General features: G+C 55.2%; 17 protein-coding genes. 12 read left to right on the forward strand and 5 right to left on the reverse strand.

All coding sequences use genetic code 11. The annotated features are described in order from the left end of the window. Positions 1 to 39: 39 nt before the first annotated feature. Positions 40 to 450: a low affinity iron permease family protein gene (locus B9Z46_RS11695; RefSeq protein WP_055359370.1), complete on the forward strand. Its 411-nt coding sequence runs from the start codon at positions 40 to 42 to the stop codon at positions 448 to 450. On the opposite strand, the gene B9Z46_RS11700 is transcribed toward B9Z46_RS11695, so the two are convergent. The 3 genes from B9Z46_RS11700 to nthA are packed head-to-tail and all read right to left on the reverse strand — an operon-like array spanning position 420 to position 2,141. Next, positions 420 to 830, reverse strand: a complete 411-nt coding sequence (locus B9Z46_RS11700) for a nitrile hydratase accessory protein (RefSeq protein ID WP_369907446.1) — start codon at positions 828 to 830, stop codon at positions 420 to 422. The genes B9Z46_RS11695 and B9Z46_RS11700 overlap by 31 nt on opposite strands. A gap of 34 nt (positions 831 to 864) precedes the next feature. Then, positions 865 to 1,539, reverse strand: coding sequence for a nitrile hydratase subunit beta (gene nthB / locus B9Z46_RS11705; protein ID WP_108256675.1), 675 nt, complete (start codon positions 1,537 to 1,539; stop codon positions 865 to 867). Then, the gene (nthA, locus tag B9Z46_RS11710) at positions 1,536 to 2,141 is read right to left on the reverse strand and encodes a nitrile hydratase subunit alpha (RefSeq protein WP_055359367.1); all 606 of its coding nucleotides are present in this window, start codon (positions 2,139 to 2,141) and stop codon (positions 1,536 to 1,538) included. Before nthA ends, nthB begins: the two co-directional genes overlap by 4 nt. A 131-nt stretch (positions 2,142 to 2,272) precedes the next feature. Between nthA and yajC the strand changes: the two genes are divergently transcribed. The 3 genes from yajC to secF all read left to right on the forward strand — a co-directional run bounded on the left by yajC (position 2,273) and on the right by secF (position 5,546). Next, positions 2,273 to 2,608: a preprotein translocase subunit YajC gene (yajC, locus tag B9Z46_RS11715; protein WP_055361763.1), complete on the forward strand. Its 336-nt coding sequence runs from the start codon at positions 2,273 to 2,275 to the stop codon at positions 2,606 to 2,608. A 77-nt stretch (positions 2,609 to 2,685) separates the two neighbouring features. Next, the gene (gene secD, locus B9Z46_RS11720; RefSeq protein WP_108256677.1) at positions 2,686 to 4,578 is read left to right on the forward strand and encodes a protein translocase subunit SecD; all 1,893 of its coding nucleotides are present in this window, start codon (positions 2,686 to 2,688) and stop codon (positions 4,576 to 4,578) included. Positions 4,579 to 4,592: 14 nt separating this feature from the next. Continuing rightward, positions 4,593 to 5,546 (forward strand): protein translocase subunit SecF, encoded by a 954-nt coding sequence (gene secF / locus B9Z46_RS11725; RefSeq protein WP_055359365.1) that lies wholly within the window; start codon positions 4,593 to 4,595, stop codon positions 5,544 to 5,546. 94 nt (positions 5,547 to 5,640) lie between these two features. On the opposite strand, the gene dprA is transcribed toward secF, so the two are convergent. Further along, positions 5,641 to 6,885, reverse strand: coding sequence for a DNA-processing protein DprA (gene dprA / locus B9Z46_RS11730; protein WP_108256679.1), 1,245 nt, complete (start codon positions 6,883 to 6,885; stop codon positions 5,641 to 5,643). Between the two features lie 116 nt (positions 6,886 to 7,001). On the opposite strand from dprA, the gene def reads away from it, so the two are divergent. The 5 genes from def (at position 7,002) to B9Z46_RS11755 (ending at position 10,873) form a co-directional block, all read left to right on the forward strand. Further along, complete coding sequence (gene def / locus B9Z46_RS11735) at positions 7,002 to 7,508, forward strand: peptide deformylase (protein ID WP_055359363.1); 507 nt, start codon at positions 7,002 to 7,004, stop codon at positions 7,506 to 7,508. A gap of 23 nt (positions 7,509 to 7,531) precedes the next feature. Beyond that, positions 7,532 to 8,494, forward strand: a complete 963-nt coding sequence (gene fmt, locus B9Z46_RS11740) for a methionyl-tRNA formyltransferase (RefSeq protein ID WP_108256681.1) — start codon at positions 7,532 to 7,534, stop codon at positions 8,492 to 8,494. Then, positions 8,478 to 9,212 carry an AzlC family ABC transporter permease gene (locus B9Z46_RS11745; RefSeq protein WP_055359361.1) on the forward strand — a complete coding sequence of 245 codons (735 nt, stop codon included), beginning with the start codon at positions 8,478 to 8,480 and terminating at the stop codon, positions 9,210 to 9,212. The genes fmt and B9Z46_RS11745 overlap by 17 nt, the downstream gene beginning before the upstream one ends. Continuing rightward, entirely contained in the window at positions 9,209 to 9,553 is a 345-nt protein-coding gene (locus B9Z46_RS11750) for an AzlD domain-containing protein (RefSeq protein WP_055359360.1), read from the forward strand. Before B9Z46_RS11745 ends, B9Z46_RS11750 begins: the two co-directional genes overlap by 4 nt. Positions 9,554 to 9,682: 129 nt before the next feature. Next, positions 9,683 to 10,873 carry a phosphoglycerate kinase gene (locus tag B9Z46_RS11755; RefSeq protein ID WP_108256683.1) on the forward strand — a complete coding sequence of 397 codons (1,191 nt, stop codon included), beginning with the start codon at positions 9,683 to 9,685 and terminating at the stop codon, positions 10,871 to 10,873. Positions 10,874 to 10,977: 104 nt separating this feature from the next. Here B9Z46_RS11755 and B9Z46_RS11760 read toward each other — a convergent pair whose 3' ends face one another. Then, on the reverse strand, positions 10,978 to 12,084 hold the full coding sequence (locus B9Z46_RS11760; RefSeq protein ID WP_108256685.1) for a fatty acid desaturase: 1,107 nt from the start codon (positions 12,082 to 12,084) through the stop codon (positions 10,978 to 10,980). A 288-nt stretch (positions 12,085 to 12,372) separates the two neighbouring features. On the opposite strand from B9Z46_RS11760, the gene B9Z46_RS11765 reads away from it, so the two are divergent. From B9Z46_RS11765 to B9Z46_RS11775, 3 genes are all read left to right on the forward strand, one after another. Further along, the gene (locus tag B9Z46_RS11765) at positions 12,373 to 13,749 is read left to right on the forward strand and encodes an MmgE/PrpD family protein (RefSeq protein ID WP_108256687.1); all 1,377 of its coding nucleotides are present in this window, start codon (positions 12,373 to 12,375) and stop codon (positions 13,747 to 13,749) included. Between the two features lie 63 nt (positions 13,750 to 13,812). After that, a complete protein-coding gene (locus tag B9Z46_RS11770) occupies positions 13,813 to 14,784 on the forward strand; it encodes a tripartite tricarboxylate transporter substrate binding protein (protein WP_233245996.1) in 972 nt (323 codons plus the stop codon). After that, the gene (locus tag B9Z46_RS11775; protein ID WP_108256689.1) at positions 14,781 to 15,275 is read left to right on the forward strand and encodes a tripartite tricarboxylate transporter TctB family protein; all 495 of its coding nucleotides are present in this window, start codon (positions 14,781 to 14,783) and stop codon (positions 15,273 to 15,275) included. The genes B9Z46_RS11770 and B9Z46_RS11775 overlap by 4 nt, the downstream gene beginning before the upstream one ends.

The following is a 15,275-nucleotide window of genomic DNA, read 5'->3' on the forward strand; positions in this document are numbered from 1 at the left end:
CATCATAACGGGGTGTTAGTTTTTTGAAAGTTCAAAGCCATGTTGCAAAACAATGCCTATGCCAATTTCGCCAAAAAAGTGGCGCACATCTGCGGCAAGCCGCGCACGTTTTCTTTGGCCGTGGCCGTGATCGTGGTGTGGATTCTCACGGGGCCTTTGTTTGCCTTCAGCGACACGTGGCAATTGGTCATCAACACAGGGACCACCATCGTCACGTTTCTCATGGTGTTCTTGATTCAAAACACACAGAACCGCGACACGGAAGCCATTCAGTTGAAGTTGGACGAATTGATCAGGGCCACGCAAGGAGCCCACAATGCCTTGCTGGATTTGGAAGAGTTAGAGGAAGACAACCTCGATGCGTTCAAGCGCAAGTACCAAGCCCTCGCCGAATTGGCACGGCAGCAACTGGTGCGGGGTCAGTTGGACACCGATACACCCGAGCCTTGAACGTCCAAAACGATGGGCTGTCCGTGCGGCGTGCGCGCCGCGGCATCTTCCCAAGCATGTTCCAGGTCATGAATCTGCTCGGCTGTGCCCAATTGCTTGGTCAGCACCATGGCCTCCAATGCATTGAGCCAATGGGTGTAATAAGTGGCGCCGGTGTCGGCGTCGCCTGCCGCTTGGGCATTGCGAATTTCCTGCGTCAGGGCCGCGGCCCATTCGGGCCATGTGAACAAACCTTTTTCGTGCAATTGCAAAGTCATGGCAAAAGCATGCGCTTGCCAAGGCTCTGAAAACACCGCCCCTTGGCTGTCTTGCACTGGCAGCGGCATTTGACCGCCGCAGAGTTGGGCAATCTCTTCAAGTGTCAGGTGGGTGTTTTGCATACTGCTTGTGTTCAGGTGGGTGCTTGCAAAGGCTTTAGGCCACGGCTTCTAAATAAGACTCCCATGCGTCCACCGTCACCTCCACGCTGGTATCGCTCTGCTCGCCCCACAGGGTGGTGCCCTTAAACACCACGGTGTACAGCCATTGCACGGGCACGTTGAAAGGCGGGGTGGCGCGCAAGGTGTGACCATCGGGGAAGACATGGCCGCCATGCACGCGGACCACTGTCCCTGTGTGGCCACGAACATAGCGAGGCAAGCGGGTATGACCCTGGGGGTGCATGTTGCGTGCGCGAACTTGTTGGCCCACCTTGAACAAGGCAGCTTGGTCGATGGGCCGCTCGGTGGGGCTACCTGCTTTCAATGCGGCATCGACGGTGTCTCGGGTGAGGACGCGGTTCACTTTGACGGGCGCTTGGGTCATCTGACCACTGACAAGCTCTGCTTGCGTCACCATGCCGCGCGCCAGCATGAGTTGCTCCAGGGCCCGAATCCATATTTCGTAATAGCTGCTGGACAAGTAGACGGCCGGTGGCAAGGATTCGCGTGCCGAGCGGCTCAGGTCAATGTTCCACTGACCGCTGGCGCCCATGGCCACTGTGACTGCCATGGCCCGGCTTTCCCAGTCAGCGTGAAAAAGGGGCTCGTTTTTTTCGACGTGTACGGGGCCAAAGCCTTGTTGGCCACCCATGTCATGGACGCCGTTCATACCAGTGCCGTCCCAATCATGGCGTCGCGCGTGACCATCTTGGTCAATTCTGCTTGCGACAAATTCTCCGTTCCTGCGGGGCGTCGGGGCAAGACCAAATAGCGGACTTCAGCGGTGGAATCCCAAACCCGTATGCGGGTGCTTTGGGGCAATGTCACGCCAAAGTCGGCCAAGACTTTGCGCGGCTCCAGCACGGCACGCGACCGATAAGCCGCACTTTTGTACCAAACCGGTGGCAAGCCCAAGACCGTCCAGGGGTAGCAACTGCACAGGGTGCAAACCACCATGTTGTGCAGCTCGGGGGTGTTTTCAACAGCCACCATGTGTTCGCCTTGGCGACCTGTAAAGCCCAATGAGGCGATGGCCGCCGTGGCATCTTCCAGCAGCCAGGCTTTGAAGTCTGGCTCGGCCCAAGCCTTGGCCACCACTTGGGCGCCGTTGTGAGGGCCAACTTCGGTTTCGTACGTTTCGATGATGCGGTCAATGGCCGCCGTGTCGATGTAGCCTTTTTGGGTCAGCAAGGTTTCGAGGGCCCGAACTCTGACGTCCATCTCACTGAGGGTGGAATGGTCGTGATCGTGATCATGAGAATGGCTGGCCATGGTCGTCTCCCGAGTTGGACAAGGTCTTTGGGCCTCATCATAGCCCCGCATACAATCCATGGTTGGCCCAAATGGCTGCTTTCATGCCGCCATCAAGGGATTTTTTATTGATAGATCAGTGGAGTTCGATGATGTTCATTTCATCCGCATTTGCCCAAACCGCCCCAGCAGCTGCCGCAGCTGGTGGAGACATGCAATCTTCTTTGATGAGCATGCTGCCCTTGCTCTTGATGTTTGTGGTGCTGTATTTCGTCATGATTCGCCCCCAAATGAAGAAGCAAAAAGAACACAAGGCCATGATCGATGCGCTCGCCAAGGGCGATGAAATCATCACAGCCGGCGGCTTTTTGGGCAAAGTCAGCAAGCTGGGCGACAGCTTTTTGAGCATTGAGATTGCCAATGGCGTGGAAGTTCAAATGCAACGTTCCGCCGTGGTGCAAGTCTTGCCTAAAGGCACGATCAAGTAAGGGTCCGAAAGGCTCAAGCGCGGGCCCTCGGTACTTTCCTTCAGTGCTTTCTTTTCTTCTTTGAAGCGGCTGCCATCATGAACCGTTATCCGGTGTGGAAATTTGCGATCATCGTGATCGCTTTGTTGTTGGGCGTGGTCTACACATTGCCCAACTTTTTTGGTGAAGCACCGGCGGTGCAGGTGTCATCGTCCAAGATGAGCGCCAAAGTTGACGACGCCACTTTGGCGCGCGTTGCCGAGGCGATCAAAGCCGCCAATGTGCCGGCAGCAGCTTTAACGCTGGAAGGCAACTCCATCAAGGCTCGATTTGAAAGCACCGAACAACAACTCAAAGCCAAGGACGCCATTCAAAAGGCGCTGATTCCAGAAGGCACAGAGAATGGTTATGTGGTGGCTTTGAATTTGCTGTCACGCTCGCCAGCTTGGCTCACGTCCTTGCATGCAGCGCCCATGTATTTGGGCTTGGACTTGCGCGGTGGTGTGCACTTCATGTTGCAAGTCGACATGAAAGCAGCCCTCACACAAAAAACCGATTCATTGGCCGGCGACATCCGCACCGCTCTGCGTGAAAAAGATGTGCGTCATGGCGGCATTGCACGCAATGGGCAAAGCATTGAGATTCGCATGCGCGATCAAGCGCAGTTGAATGCGGCGCGCCGCGTGCTGACCGATCAATTTGCAGATTTGCAAGCGGTGGATGCGGCCGAAGGCACTGAGTTCAAAATCACAGCCACCATCAAACCTGAAGCTGCACGCCGCGTGCAAGAGCAGGCCTTGAAACAAAACATCACCACCCTGCACAACCGCATCAATGAATTGGGTGTGGCCGAGCCTGTGATTCAGCAGCAAGGTTTGGACCGCATTGTGGTTCAGTTGCCAGGCGTGCAAGACACGGCCAAAGCCAAAGACATTTTGGGCCGCACGGCCACCTTGGAAGTGCGCTTGGTCGACGAGAGCAGCGAAGCCCGTTCAGCTGAGCAAACCAATGGCATGGTGCCTTTTGGTTCTGAGCGTTATTTAGAACGCAACGGGCAGCCTGTGATTGTGAAGAAGCAAGTGATTTTGACGGGTGACAACCTGACAGATGCACAGCCTGGCTTTGACAATCAAACTCAAGAGCCCGTCGTCAACTTGTCACTCGATGGCAAAGGCGCACGCATCTTCAAAGATGTGACTCGTGAAAACGTGGGCAAGCGCATGGCCATTTTGCTGTTTGAAAAAGGCAAAGGCGAAGTGGTGACAGCACCTGTCATCCGCACTGAAATTGGCGGCGGTCGCGTGCAAATCTCGGGTCGCATGACCACCAGCGAAGCCAACGACACCGCTTTGTTGTTGCGTGCAGGTTCTCTGGCTGCGCCCATGGAAATCATTGAAGAGCGCACCATTGGCCCAAGCCTTGGCGCAGAAAACATTGCCAAAGGCTTCAACAGCGTCACTTGGGGTTTCTTGGTGATCGTGGCGTTCATGTGCATTTATTACATGGTGTTTGGCGTTTTCTCCAGCATCGCCCTGGGTGTGAACTTGTTGCTGTTGGTGGCTGTTCTCTCGATGTTGCAAGCCACCCTGACCTTGCCTGGCATGGCCGCGATGGCCTTGGCGCTGGGCATGGCCATTGACTCCAACGTGCTGATCAATGAGCGTGTGCGTGAAGAGTTGCGCTTGGGTGCTTCACCGCAAGCCGCCATTCATGCAGGCTACGACCGTGCATGGGCCACCATCTTGGACTCCAACATCACCACCCTGATTGCAGGTGTGGCCTTGTTGGCATTTGGTTCTGGCCCTGTGCGTGGTTTTGCGGTGGTGCATTGCTTGGGCATTTTGACCAGCATGTTCTCTGCCGTGTTCTTCTCACGTGGCTTGGTCAACCTTTGGTATGGCCGTCAAAAGAAACTCAAATCGGTGTCGATTGGCACGGTCTGGCGCCCTGAAGGTGCGGCAGTGCCTGCCACAACCGACGACAAAGCATAAAGCGGAGCAGCATCATGGAATTTTTCAAAATCCGCAAAGACATTCCCTTCATGAAGCACGCGTTGATCTTCAACGTGATCTCGCTCGTGACTTTCTTGTTGGCCGTGTTCTTTTTGTTCAGCCGCGGTTTGCATTTGTCGGTGGAGTTCACCGGCGGTACCGTGATGGAAGTGAGCTACAGCCAACCCGCCGACTTGAAGCAAGTGCGCAGTGTCGTTTCGGGTTTGGGCTACACCGATGTGCAAGTGCAAAACTTTGGCACCGCACGCGATGTGATGATTCGCTTGCCAGCGCAAAAGGGCGTGAGTTCTGCGCAGCAAAGCGACACCTTGATGGCCGCGTTGAAAACGCAAAACGCTGAAGCCACTTTGCGCCGCACAGAATTTGTGGGCCCGCAGGTCGGTGAAGAATTGGCAGCCGATGGCCTGAAGGCTTTGGCCTTTGTGGTGGCCGGCATCATGCTTTATTTGGCAGTGCGCTTCGAGTGGAAATTCTCGGTGGCAGCCATCATTGCAAACTTGCACGACGTCATCATCATCTTGGGCTTCTTTGCATTCTTCCAGTGGGAGTTTTCATTGGCGGTGTTGGCTGCTGTGCTGGCCGTGTTGGGGTATTCGGTGAACGAATCGGTGGTGATTTTTGACCGAATTCGCGAGAACTTCCGCCGCTACCGCAAGATGAACACGGTTGAAATCATCGACAACGCCATCACCTCCACCATCAGCCGGACCATCATCACGCACGGTTCAACGCAGATCATGGTGCTCTCCATGCTCTTGTTTGGTGGCGAGACCTTGCACTACTTCGCCATGGCCCTGACCATCGGCATTTTGTTTGGCATTTATTCGTCGGTGTTTGTGGCAGCCGCCATTGCCATGTGGTTGGGCATTCAGCGCGAAGACCTGATCAAAGCCGCACCCAAAAAAGACGAAGACCCAGACGACCCCAACGCTGGCGCTGTGGTCTAAAACAAAGTGGCAGGCACGCTGGCTAAGCTAGCCACGCGTGCCCTGCCTGCTCAGTTGCTAATCAGTGGTGGCTTAGTTGTGGCTCAGTTGAGGTTCACTTCCTAGTCAGTTGCTGGTAGAGGCCGCCAGGCAATCGCCCCAAGGTGCCCGCCAATTCCATTTGAAACAATTCTGCTTGCAGTTGCGAGGTGGGCAAGCCACTTCGACGCTGCAACTCGTCTAAGCCAACGGGCACATGGTCCAAGTGCACTGCGATGGCTTGTGCATGGGACGGGCTTGAATGGCGGCGGTCTTTGTTGTCTGTGGCAGATGTGGCGATATCACTTGGGCTAGATTTATTTAAAGCCATGCTTGGGCTGGGCAAGTCTTTCATTTCTTCCAAGATGTCGTGTGCACTGTCAACCAGCTTGGCGCCTTGTTTGATGAGGTCATGGCATCCTTTGGCCACCGTGGTGTGAATGGAGCCTGGAATGGCAAACACCTCCTTGCCCATGTCGACGGCTTGCTTGGCGGTGATGAGTGAGCCAGAGCGCAGGGCTGCTTCGACCACCAAGCACCCTTGGGACAAACCAGCAATGAGGCGATTGCGCTTTGGAAAGTTGGCCATCACGGGCGGCGTGTTCAAGGGGTACTCGCTGAGCAACAAGCCTTGTTGTGCAATGTGCTGCGCCAAGGCATGGTTTTGATGCGGGTACACACGGTCAAGGCCCGTGCCGACCACGGCCACGGTGTGCAAAGGGTTGGCCAAAGTGCCACCCGCCAACGCGCCCTTGTGGGCCGCTGTGTCAATGCCCAGCGCCAGGCCGGAGATGACGGTGAGGCCGGCTTGAGACAGACTGTGTGCAAAGTCTTGTGCGTTCAAACTGCCTTGGGGGGTGGGGTTGCGGCTGCCCACAATGGCCACAGCACGCGGGGCTTGCAAGGGTGGTGGGCTGAGCCAATGCAGGTGCTGCGTTTGGCCCATGGCATACAACATCAAGGGTGGATCGGGGGTGAGCATGAGGCTTTGGGGGTAGTCTGGGTCGGCCAGCGTCAGCAGCCTTTTGCCGATGACAACGCCTTCGGTTTGCCGGGGCTTGTAAGAGGCCATGCGCAAAGGTGCCTGTGTGTTCAGCCATTCCCATGTGACATCGAGCAAGGCTTCCAATTCAGCGGGCAAGGTACACAATTGCTGGCTGATGGCGGGGCTGACCAGGGTTTGCAGTTTGGCGGGGCTTTGCTGAAAAATACGTTCAGGCAAGCCAAAGCCCTGCAGCAGAGCGCGTGCCGTCGTGTTGCCAACCCCTGGCGTGAGGCTGAGGCGCAGCCAAGCTTGCAAACTTTCGCGCGTAGAAACCATGGCTTATCCTTGAGGCAGAGGGTTGGACAATGGCTTGATTTTGAGAACCTACCGCTGACTTCGGCAAGGCTTCTTTAAATTGGCGAAAATAGAGGTATTGCTGAATACAGATCACCATGGCACTTTTAAACATTCTTTGCTATCCCGACCCCCGCCTGCACAAGGTGGCCAAACCCGTCACCGAGTTTGATGACAAGTTGCGCGCACTGATCGCAGACATGCTCGAAACCATGTACGAGTCGCAGGGTGTGGGCCTGGCTGCCACCCAAGTGGATGTGCACCAACGCTTGGTGGTGATGGACACGTCAGAAGAACGCAACCAGCCCGTGGTCTTGATCAATCCTGAAATCACCTGGTTCAGTGAAGAGCGCGTGAAGGGCGAAGAGGGCTGCTTGTCCGTGCCCGGCATTTACGATGGTGTGGAGCGTGCGGTTGCAGTGAAAGTCAAAGCGGCAGACGCGCAGGGTCAGGTGCGTGAGTTGGAAGCAGAAGGTTTGATGGCGGTTTGCGTTCAGCACGAATTGGACCACTTGATGGGCAAAGTGTTTGTGGAATATTTGTCCCCCTTGAAACGCAACCGCATCAAAACCAAAATGCTCAAAGCGCAAAGAGACGACGCTTAATTGTTCCAACAGAAAGAAGTTCCATGCGCGTGATTTTTGCGGGCACTCCCGAATTTGCCCGCAGCGCATTGGCTGCTTTGCATGCAGCGGGCCATGAGATCGTGGGCGTTTTCACGCAGCCTGATCGTCCAGCCGGCCGCGGCATGAAGTTGCAGGCCTCCGCTGTCAAACAATTTGCACTCGCGCACAACTTGCCGGTGGTGCAGCCGCACAGTTTGAAGCTGGATGGCAAATACCCCGAAGAAGCCGCTGCAGCACAAGCCTTCATTGCGCAAGCGCAAGCCGTTGTGATGGTGGTGGCGGCTTATGGTTTGATCTTGCCGCAATGGGTGCTCGATGCACCCAAGCACGGTTGCCTCAACATTCACGCCTCCTTGTTGCCTCGCTGGCGCGGCGCAGCCCCCATTCACCGCGCCATTGAGGCGGGTGATGCACAAACAGGCGTCACCATCATGCAGATGGATGCGGGCTTGGACACGGGCGACATGTTGCTCGAAGAAACATTGCCCATCTTGACGCAAGACACGACAGCCTCCTTGCACGACAAGCTGGCCACCATGGGCGCCGCTTTGATTGTCAAAGCGCTCACACAAGTGGGCCAGTTCAAACCTGTGGCGCAGCCCACTGAAGGCGTGACGTACGCACACAAAATTGAAAAAGCCGAAGCGGCCATCGACTGGACATTGAGTGCGCAACAGCTGTCACAACGCATTCGAGCCTTCGACCCATTTCCTGGCATGACTGCTCAGATGGCCGGTGAAACGGTCAAGGTGTGGCAAGCCCATGTGCTTGCAGATGTGTCTGTTCATGCAAGCCTTGCCAAGCCAGGAACCTTGCTGGCCATCGATGAGTCTGGCTTGCAGGTAGCTTGTGGCGCAGGTGTGCTGTGCCTCACGCAATTGCAAAAACCAGGCGGTAAGCGTCAACCGGTGGCCGATTTCGTTCGCCATTTCAAGGGCACGGTGGGCGATGTTTTTCAAAGCTGAAAATTACCGTCACCCTGCCTTCATGGAAGGCCTGCGCGATTTGGCACCGCAAGCACCGGGTGTTGCCGCTTGGGGTTTGATGACGGGCGTGGCCATGGTCAACTCGGGCATGAGTGTGTTCGAGGCCATTGCCATGACACTCTTTGTGTATGCCGGCAGTTCGCAATTGGCGGCATTGCCTTTGATTGTGGCGGGTGCGCCGGTCTGGGTGATTTTGGCCACCGGCTTTTGCGTCAACTTGCGCTTCATGGTGTTCAGTCTGCACTTGCGTCCTTACTTGATGCATTTGCCACGTCTTGAACGAATGGTGCACGGGTATCTGACCACCGACATCAGTTATGTGTTGTTCACCCGCCGATTTGCCAAACCGAGTGAAGAGCCGGCAGAGCAAATGACGCAAGCTGCATCCTTGGCGGGCAACACCTTCATCGTGTGGGTGAGTTGGATGGTGGCCAGTTTCTTTGGCATCTTTTTGGCCAAGATCATTCCAACGTCTTGGGGCTTGGGCTTTGCTGGCACCTTGTGCTTGGTGGGCATTTTGTGCTCTTTGGCCAGCACACGGATGCGCATCTTTGCAGCAGCTGTGGCTGCGGCAACGGCCATCATGGCCTATCACTTGCCGTTGAAGTTGAACATTGTGTTGGCGATCGGTGTGGCCGTGGTGTTGAGCATGTCGCTTGAAAGCTTTCAATCAAAACGTGCAGGAGCGCCGGCATGAATTTCTTTGAAGGCACCGATCTGTGGACCTTGGCTGTGATTGTGGGTTTGACTGGCGTGACCATTTTGACGCGCAGTTTCTTTTTCTTCTCAAGTGAAGAATGGGCCTTGCCCGATTGGGCGCAGCGGGGTTTGCAATATGCGCCCATTGCGGCCATGGCGGCTGTGGTCTTGCCTGAAATTTTGATGCAACAAGGCGAGTTTTTGCACACCTGGATGGACGCCCGGTGGATGGGCGCCGCAGTGGGCGCCGCCGTTTACTTTTGGCGCCGCAACGTGCTCTTGACCATTGTGGTGGGCATGCTGACTTTCTTGCCCTTGCACTTGCTCGCAGGTTGGTAAGTCACGCCTTGTTACAAAAGCGGTGGTTAGGTTTGCGCAAGCTTGCCCGACTAAAATTCTGTTTGTTGTGAAAAGTCTCTGAGGGATCAGAAGACGGCTCATTCATTTTTGTTATTCAAGAGAATTTCCATGAACGTCATTCGTTTTTCTGATTTGTGCCAACAAGGCAAAGTCAAAGGCCAACGTGTTTTCATCCGTGCCGATTTGAACGTGCCGCAAAACGATGCGGGCGACATCACCGAAGACACGCGCATCCGGGCCTCTGTGCCTTGCATTCAAATGGCACTCGATGCTGGCGCTGCCGTCATGGTCACCAGTCATTTGGGTCGTCCCACCGAAGGCGAATTCAAGGCCGAAGATTCTTTGGCGCCCGTTGCCAAACGCTTGGCTGAATTGCTGGACCGTGATGTGGTGCTCAAAGCCAATTGGGTGGACGGTGTGGACGTGGCGGCAGGCCAATTGGTGCTGCTTGAAAACTGCCGCGTGAACAAAGGCGAGAAAAAGAACAACCCCGAGTTGGCGCAAAAAATGGCCGCACTTTGCGACATTTTTGTGAACGATGCGTTTGGCACGGCGCACCGCGCAGAAGGCACCACCTACGGCATTGCCGAATACGCCAAAGTGGCGTGCGCAGGCCCTTTGTTGGCAGCCGAAATTGACGCCATTAACAAAGCCTTGGCCCATCCTGCACGTCCCTTGGCCGCCATTGTGGCGGGCAGCAAAGTGTCGACCAAGCTCACCATTTTGAAGAGCTTGGCCGACAAGGTGGACCAACTGATTGTGGGCGGCGGCATTGCCAACACCTTCATGCTGGCCGCTGGTTTGAAAATAGGCAAGAGCTTGGCTGAACCCGATTTGTTGGCAGAAGCCAAAGCCGTGATCGACATCATGAAAGCGCGCGGCGCCGAAGTGCCGATCCCCACCGATGTTGTCACCGCCAAAACTTTTTCAGCGGATGCCGTGGCCACCGTAAAGAAAGCGACTGACGTGGCCGATGACGATTTGATTTTGGACATTGGCCCAGAGACGGCGGCCAAATTGGCCACGCAACTCAAAGCGGCGGGCACCATTGTGTGGAATGGCCCCGTTGGCGTGTTTGAGTTTGACGCGTTTGCAAACGGCACACGCGTCATTGCACAGGCCATTGCCGAATCGAAAGCTTTCAGCATTGCGGGCGGTGGTGACACCTTGGCTGCCATTGCCAAGTACGGCATTGAGAAACAAGTGGGCTACATCTCGACTGGTGGCGGCGCTTTCTTGGAAATGCTGGAAGGCAAGACTTTGCCAGCATTGGAAATTTTGACGAAGCGCGCGCAGTAAACACCGCTTGCCCCAGCCCGCGCAATGCGGTCGGCACCACAAAAAAGGCCGCTGATGTCAGCGGCCTTTTTGCTTGCGCGGTTGGAGCAGATGCTCGGACAGCTTTAAGTTTTGGCGGGCAAATTGCCGCGAACAGGGCTCGTCATCTGTCCTTGAAAGTCAGTCCAGCATTCACGTGTGAAGTCGTAAAGCTTGCAGGCCTTGGCTGTTTTGAAATACCAGCTCCAAGAGAAGGGCTGAACAATGATGCGACCTGGCAGCATTTCTTCCAGCTTAGCTTGCGCTTGCTTCAAGCGGTAAAGCGGAATGCTCATGTCCACGTGGTGCGCGGTGTGCTCCATGATGTGGTGAACCATGTTGCCAATTTTCATGGGGAAGGTGAGGTGCACGGTGGTGGACACAAAGGGTTGTGCTTTGGTCCAAGCCGATTTTTCGTTGTGCCAAGACACACGCACATGGGTGTGGTGAACATAGACCACAAAACCAATCATGGTGTTCCAGAACAAGAAAGGCACCAGCACGCCCATCAGCAATGTGAGCCAGACGGACTGGCCTGTGGCGCCTGCTGCATAGGCCATCACACCGACCCACAAGACACCAAACACGGTGACCAACAAACTGTCCTTGAAGAAAATAGGACGGCGTGTGGGCATGTGTGTTTTGTTGGGGAAAAATTCACGCTTCCACCAAATTTCAATCAGGTAGTACAGACCGGGCGCCCATCCACTGCGATAAAGGTATTGCAGCAAACGATCTATGGGGCCGAGTGCTGCAAACTCTTCGGCTGTGAGGGGCGTCCAGACAAAGTCAACGCCCTTCAAGTTGGTGTAACCGTGGTGCACCACGTTGTGACCGGTGTCCCACAAGCTGTAGGGCGTGAGCGAGTACAAGAATGCGTAACGGCCAATCCATTTGTTCAACTCGCGGTGGGGCGTGAGGCTTTGGTGGCATGCGTCATGGCCAATGATGAAGAGGCGGCCAATGACAAAACCAGCCGCCAAGCCGCAGAGCAACTTAAGCCATACAGACTCAAGCGCAACCGTGCCTGCGATCAGCCCAACAAACAGAGCCGTGTCAATCAACAACAGCACGAACGCGCGCAAGGTAGAGCGCTCAGACAAAGGCAACAGCCATTGGCGGATGACTTTGCGGTGCGGCATTTCTTGATCCAGAGGGATCGGGGCGTTTTCAGGTGTGGTTTGTGTAGTCATAAACAGGGCGCAGCAGCAGTGCTGGTTGGCCATCAAATCGAATACCCCGAGTCTAAACCGAGAGACTTTTCCTGTGACTGACATGGGTCAATGAGTCACTGAACGTCGGGCCCAAGCCACACCCAGGCTCAGGCGCCAAATAATGTGAGGAAATCTCTAGCAAGAATGTGCGCATTAGGCGCTTTTCGCTATGTACTCTGTGAGCAAGTCTGCGAAAAATTCTCGATTCACCTATGATCAGCTCTCCATTTGATTTCCCTAATTTGAGGCGAAAAGCCCTTTTTTGACATGACTGCACGCAATACGACCGTCGTTGCCGACGCCAACGCCCCCGCCATTACCCAACTGCTGGCCGAATTTGTGGCCAACCACCCCTCCAAGGGCTGGTCGGACGCGGTTGAAGCCCAAGCCCACCGCACCTTTGCCAACTGGGCGGGCTGTGCTGTGGGTCCAAGCACCCATGAAACCATTGAAGCCGCCTTGGGCGCCGTGAAAGAGTTGGCCCCTTCTGCGCAAGCCTCCGTCTTGGGCCGCAGCGATCGCGTTGACATGGCCAATGCCGCTTTGCTCAATGGCATCAGCTCGCACACCTTTGACTTTGATGACACGCACCTGAAAACCATCATTCACCCCGCCGGTCCTGTGGCTTCTGCCATCTTGGCTTTGGGTGAGCATTTGGGCTCTACCGGCCGTCAATTGATCGACGCCTTGGTGATTGGTGTGGAAGTGTCTTGCCGAGTGGGCAATGCGGTGTACCCCAACCACTACGACCGCGGTTGGCACATCACGGGTTCGACCGGCATGTTGGGCAGTGCGGCTGCCTGCTCTCGTTTGCTCGGCCTGAATGCCAAACAAACGCAAATGGCTTTGGGCATTGCCGCGTCACAACCTGTGGGCCTGCGTGAACAATTTGGCACCATGACCAAGCCTTTCCACCCCGGTGGTGCAGCCAAAGTGGGCCTGATGTCTGCTTTGATGGCCAAGCACGGTTACACCGCATCACCCCGCGCTTTGGAAGCACCGCGCGGTTTGATGCAAGTGTTCTCTGACAAAACCGATTGGAAAGAAGTCACGGAGAACCTGGGCAAGTCTTGGGAAATTGAACTCAACACGTACAAGCCATTTGCTTGCGGCATCGTGATTCACCCCGCCATCGACGCGTGCGTGCAATTGCGTGAGAAGCACAACTTGAAGCCCGAACAAGTGGCCAAAGTGACTTTGAAGGCGCACCCCTTGGTGCAAGAACTCACGGGAAAGAAAACACCGACCGATGGCTTGTTGGCCAAGTTCAGTGTCTTTCATTCATGCGCCGTGGCATTGATCTACGGCCGCGCCGGCGAACACGAGTACGCCGACGACGTGGTGCGCTCACCGCTGGTGATTGGCGTGCGCGACAAAGTGGAATTGATTGTGGACCGCAGCATCCACGAAGCTTCTGTCGATGTGACCTTGGAAACCACCGACGGCCAAAAGCACCACATCTACATTGAGCGCGCCATTGGCAGTTTGGAAAAGCCCATGAGCAACGAGCAACTCAAGGCCAAGTTTGTCGATCAAAGCACGCCTATTTTGGGCGCCGCCAAAACGGAAGAGGCTTGGAACTTGTGCATGAGCTTGGCGGCGCAAAAAGATTTGAAAGCCTTGCTCAAGAGCATGACGCAGTAAGTTGGCAAAACCCCCATCCCGAAGGTGCAAACCTCGGGATTTTTTCATCAAACGGAGACTCACATGAACCGCAAATTTGTTTTGAAAAACGTCTTGGCATTGGGCATGGTCATGGTTGGCCTCAGCAGTGCAGTGGCACAAACCACGCAGGCTTATCCCGTCAACCGAGTGACCTTGGTGACGCACTCTAGCCCTGGTGGTGGCTCCGATGTGTTTTTGCGTGACTTGGCCAAGTACATCTCGCCCATCATGAAAACAAATTTGGCGGTAGAAAACATTCGCGGCGGCAGTGGTGCCAAAGCGGTGGCGCATGTGGCCAAAGGGCCAACAGATGGCTCGATGTTTTATGGCACAACGCCCACTTACATTCAAACCACGCTGTTGTCTAAGCCTTCTGTGGGCTATGACGGCTTAGACCCGATGCTGATCGTCTTCATTGACCCTGAGGTTATTTTCACGCGCGCCGATTCACCCTTCAAGTCATTGCAAGATGTGATGGCGCATGCCAAAGCCAATCCAGGAAAATCACGTTGGGGCGCTTCAAATCCAGCGTCACTAGAGCGCATTGGCATGGAAAAATTGGCGCGAGCTGCAGGCGTCAAAGTGCCCATCGTTAGCCATGAAGGCGGCGGCGATCAAATGATTGGTGTGTTGAACGGCACCTACGACATTGGCATTGGTGAAATTCAAGAGTTGCAAGGACAACTAGAGGCCGGCAAGGTGCGGTTGTTGGCCACGCTGTCAGAAAACCGTTTGGCCGGTTTGCCGCAGTTGCCCACAGCCAAAGAGCAAGGCTACAACGTGGTAATTCGCAAGTTCAGAGGCTTGGCCAGCCCCAAGGGTGTGCCAGACAATATTGCCAAAGCTTGGGAAGATGCAGCTCGCAAAGCGCTGGAGTTGCCAGCCTACAAAAGCGAGTACACCAAGGATCACCTGACGCCCATGTTGCTGGGCCGTGAAGCGGCACGCAAGTTCATTCAAGAGGTTGCCCAAGAAACAGCACAAGATTTTAAAGAGATGGGCCTGATTAAATGAACGCCCAACAAACAGATCGTTTAACGGGCTTGTTGGGAATGGCCGTCTCCAGCGTCTATGTGTACCAAGCCAGTTTGATTGAAGACAGTTTGCTGGCCGATGCGGTGGGCGTTGCCGGTGTGCCCATTGGCATCGGCTACCTGATGTGCTTGGCCTCGGCGTTGCTGTTCATGAAGTCTTGGTTGAAATCAAAAGCGGAAGCAAGTGCTGAAGTAGAAGAAGTCGAGCCCGGTGGCAGTGCGCATCCGCACTGGAAGGCGATGGGTTTGTTGGCGCTGTTGCTTGGCTTTTTGTTGTTGGTGACTATTTTTGGTTTCATTGTCTCGATTGGCGTCATGGTGGCCGCTGTGGCCTATTTTGGTGGCGCTCGGCAACTCAAAACTTTGCTTTGGTGCGCTTTGATCACCGGCCCCGCCTTGTGGCTGTCGTTTGACTACGCCTTGGAAATTCACTTGCCAACGGGTATGTGGTCACAGTGGATTGGAAAATAA

It is taken from the genome of Limnohabitans sp. Hippo4 (assembly GCF_003063605.1).
Classification (GTDB): Bacteria; Pseudomonadota; Gammaproteobacteria; order Burkholderiales; family Burkholderiaceae_C; genus Limnohabitans_A.

What these genes read in the sequence shown, in the direction of transcription:
- secD (WP_108256677.1), top strand. Translation starts at nt 2,686, where the DNA reads ATGAACCGTTATCCGGTGTGGAAATTTGCGATCATCGTGATCGCTTTG.
- fmt (WP_108256681.1), top strand. Translation starts at nt 7,532, where the DNA reads ATGCGCGTGATTTTTGCGGGCACTCCCGAATTTGCCCGCAGCGCATTG.
- B9Z46_RS11760 (WP_108256685.1), bottom strand. Translation starts at nt 12,084, where the DNA reads ATGACTACACAAACCACACCTGAAAACGCCCCGATCCCTCTGGATCAA.
- dprA (WP_108256679.1), bottom strand. Translation starts at nt 6,885, where the DNA reads ATGGTTTCTACGCGCGAAAGTTTGCAAGCTTGGCTGCGCCTCAGCCTC.
- secF (WP_055359365.1), top strand. Translation starts at nt 4,593, where the DNA reads ATGGAATTTTTCAAAATCCGCAAAGACATTCCCTTCATGAAGCACGCG.
- B9Z46_RS11775 (WP_108256689.1), top strand. Translation starts at nt 14,781, where the DNA reads ATGAACGCCCAACAAACAGATCGTTTAACGGGCTTGTTGGGAATGGCC.
- B9Z46_RS11755 (WP_108256683.1), top strand. Translation starts at nt 9,683, where the DNA reads ATGAACGTCATTCGTTTTTCTGATTTGTGCCAACAAGGCAAAGTCAAA.
- nthB (WP_108256675.1), bottom strand. Translation starts at nt 1,539, where the DNA reads ATGAACGGCGTCCATGACATGGGTGGCCAACAAGGCTTTGGCCCCGTA.
- def (WP_055359363.1), top strand. Translation starts at nt 7,002, where the DNA reads ATGGCACTTTTAAACATTCTTTGCTATCCCGACCCCCGCCTGCACAAG.
- B9Z46_RS11700 (WP_369907446.1), bottom strand. Translation starts at nt 830, where the DNA reads ATGCAAAACACCCACCTGACACTTGAAGAGATTGCCCAACTCTGCGGC.
- yajC (WP_055361763.1), top strand. Translation starts at nt 2,273, where the DNA reads ATGTTCATTTCATCCGCATTTGCCCAAACCGCCCCAGCAGCTGCCGCA.
- B9Z46_RS11765 (WP_108256687.1), top strand. Translation starts at nt 12,373, where the DNA reads ATGACTGCACGCAATACGACCGTCGTTGCCGACGCCAACGCCCCCGCC.
- B9Z46_RS11750 (WP_055359360.1), top strand. Translation starts at nt 9,209, where the DNA reads ATGAATTTCTTTGAAGGCACCGATCTGTGGACCTTGGCTGTGATTGTG.
- nthA (WP_055359367.1), bottom strand. Translation starts at nt 2,141, where the DNA reads ATGGCCAGCCATTCTCATGATCACGATCACGACCATTCCACCCTCAGT.
- B9Z46_RS11695 (WP_055359370.1), top strand. Translation starts at nt 40, where the DNA reads ATGTTGCAAAACAATGCCTATGCCAATTTCGCCAAAAAAGTGGCGCAC.
- B9Z46_RS11745 (WP_055359361.1), top strand. Translation starts at nt 8,478, where the DNA reads ATGTTTTTCAAAGCTGAAAATTACCGTCACCCTGCCTTCATGGAAGGC.
- B9Z46_RS11770 (WP_233245996.1), top strand. Translation starts at nt 13,813, where the DNA reads ATGAACCGCAAATTTGTTTTGAAAAACGTCTTGGCATTGGGCATGGTC.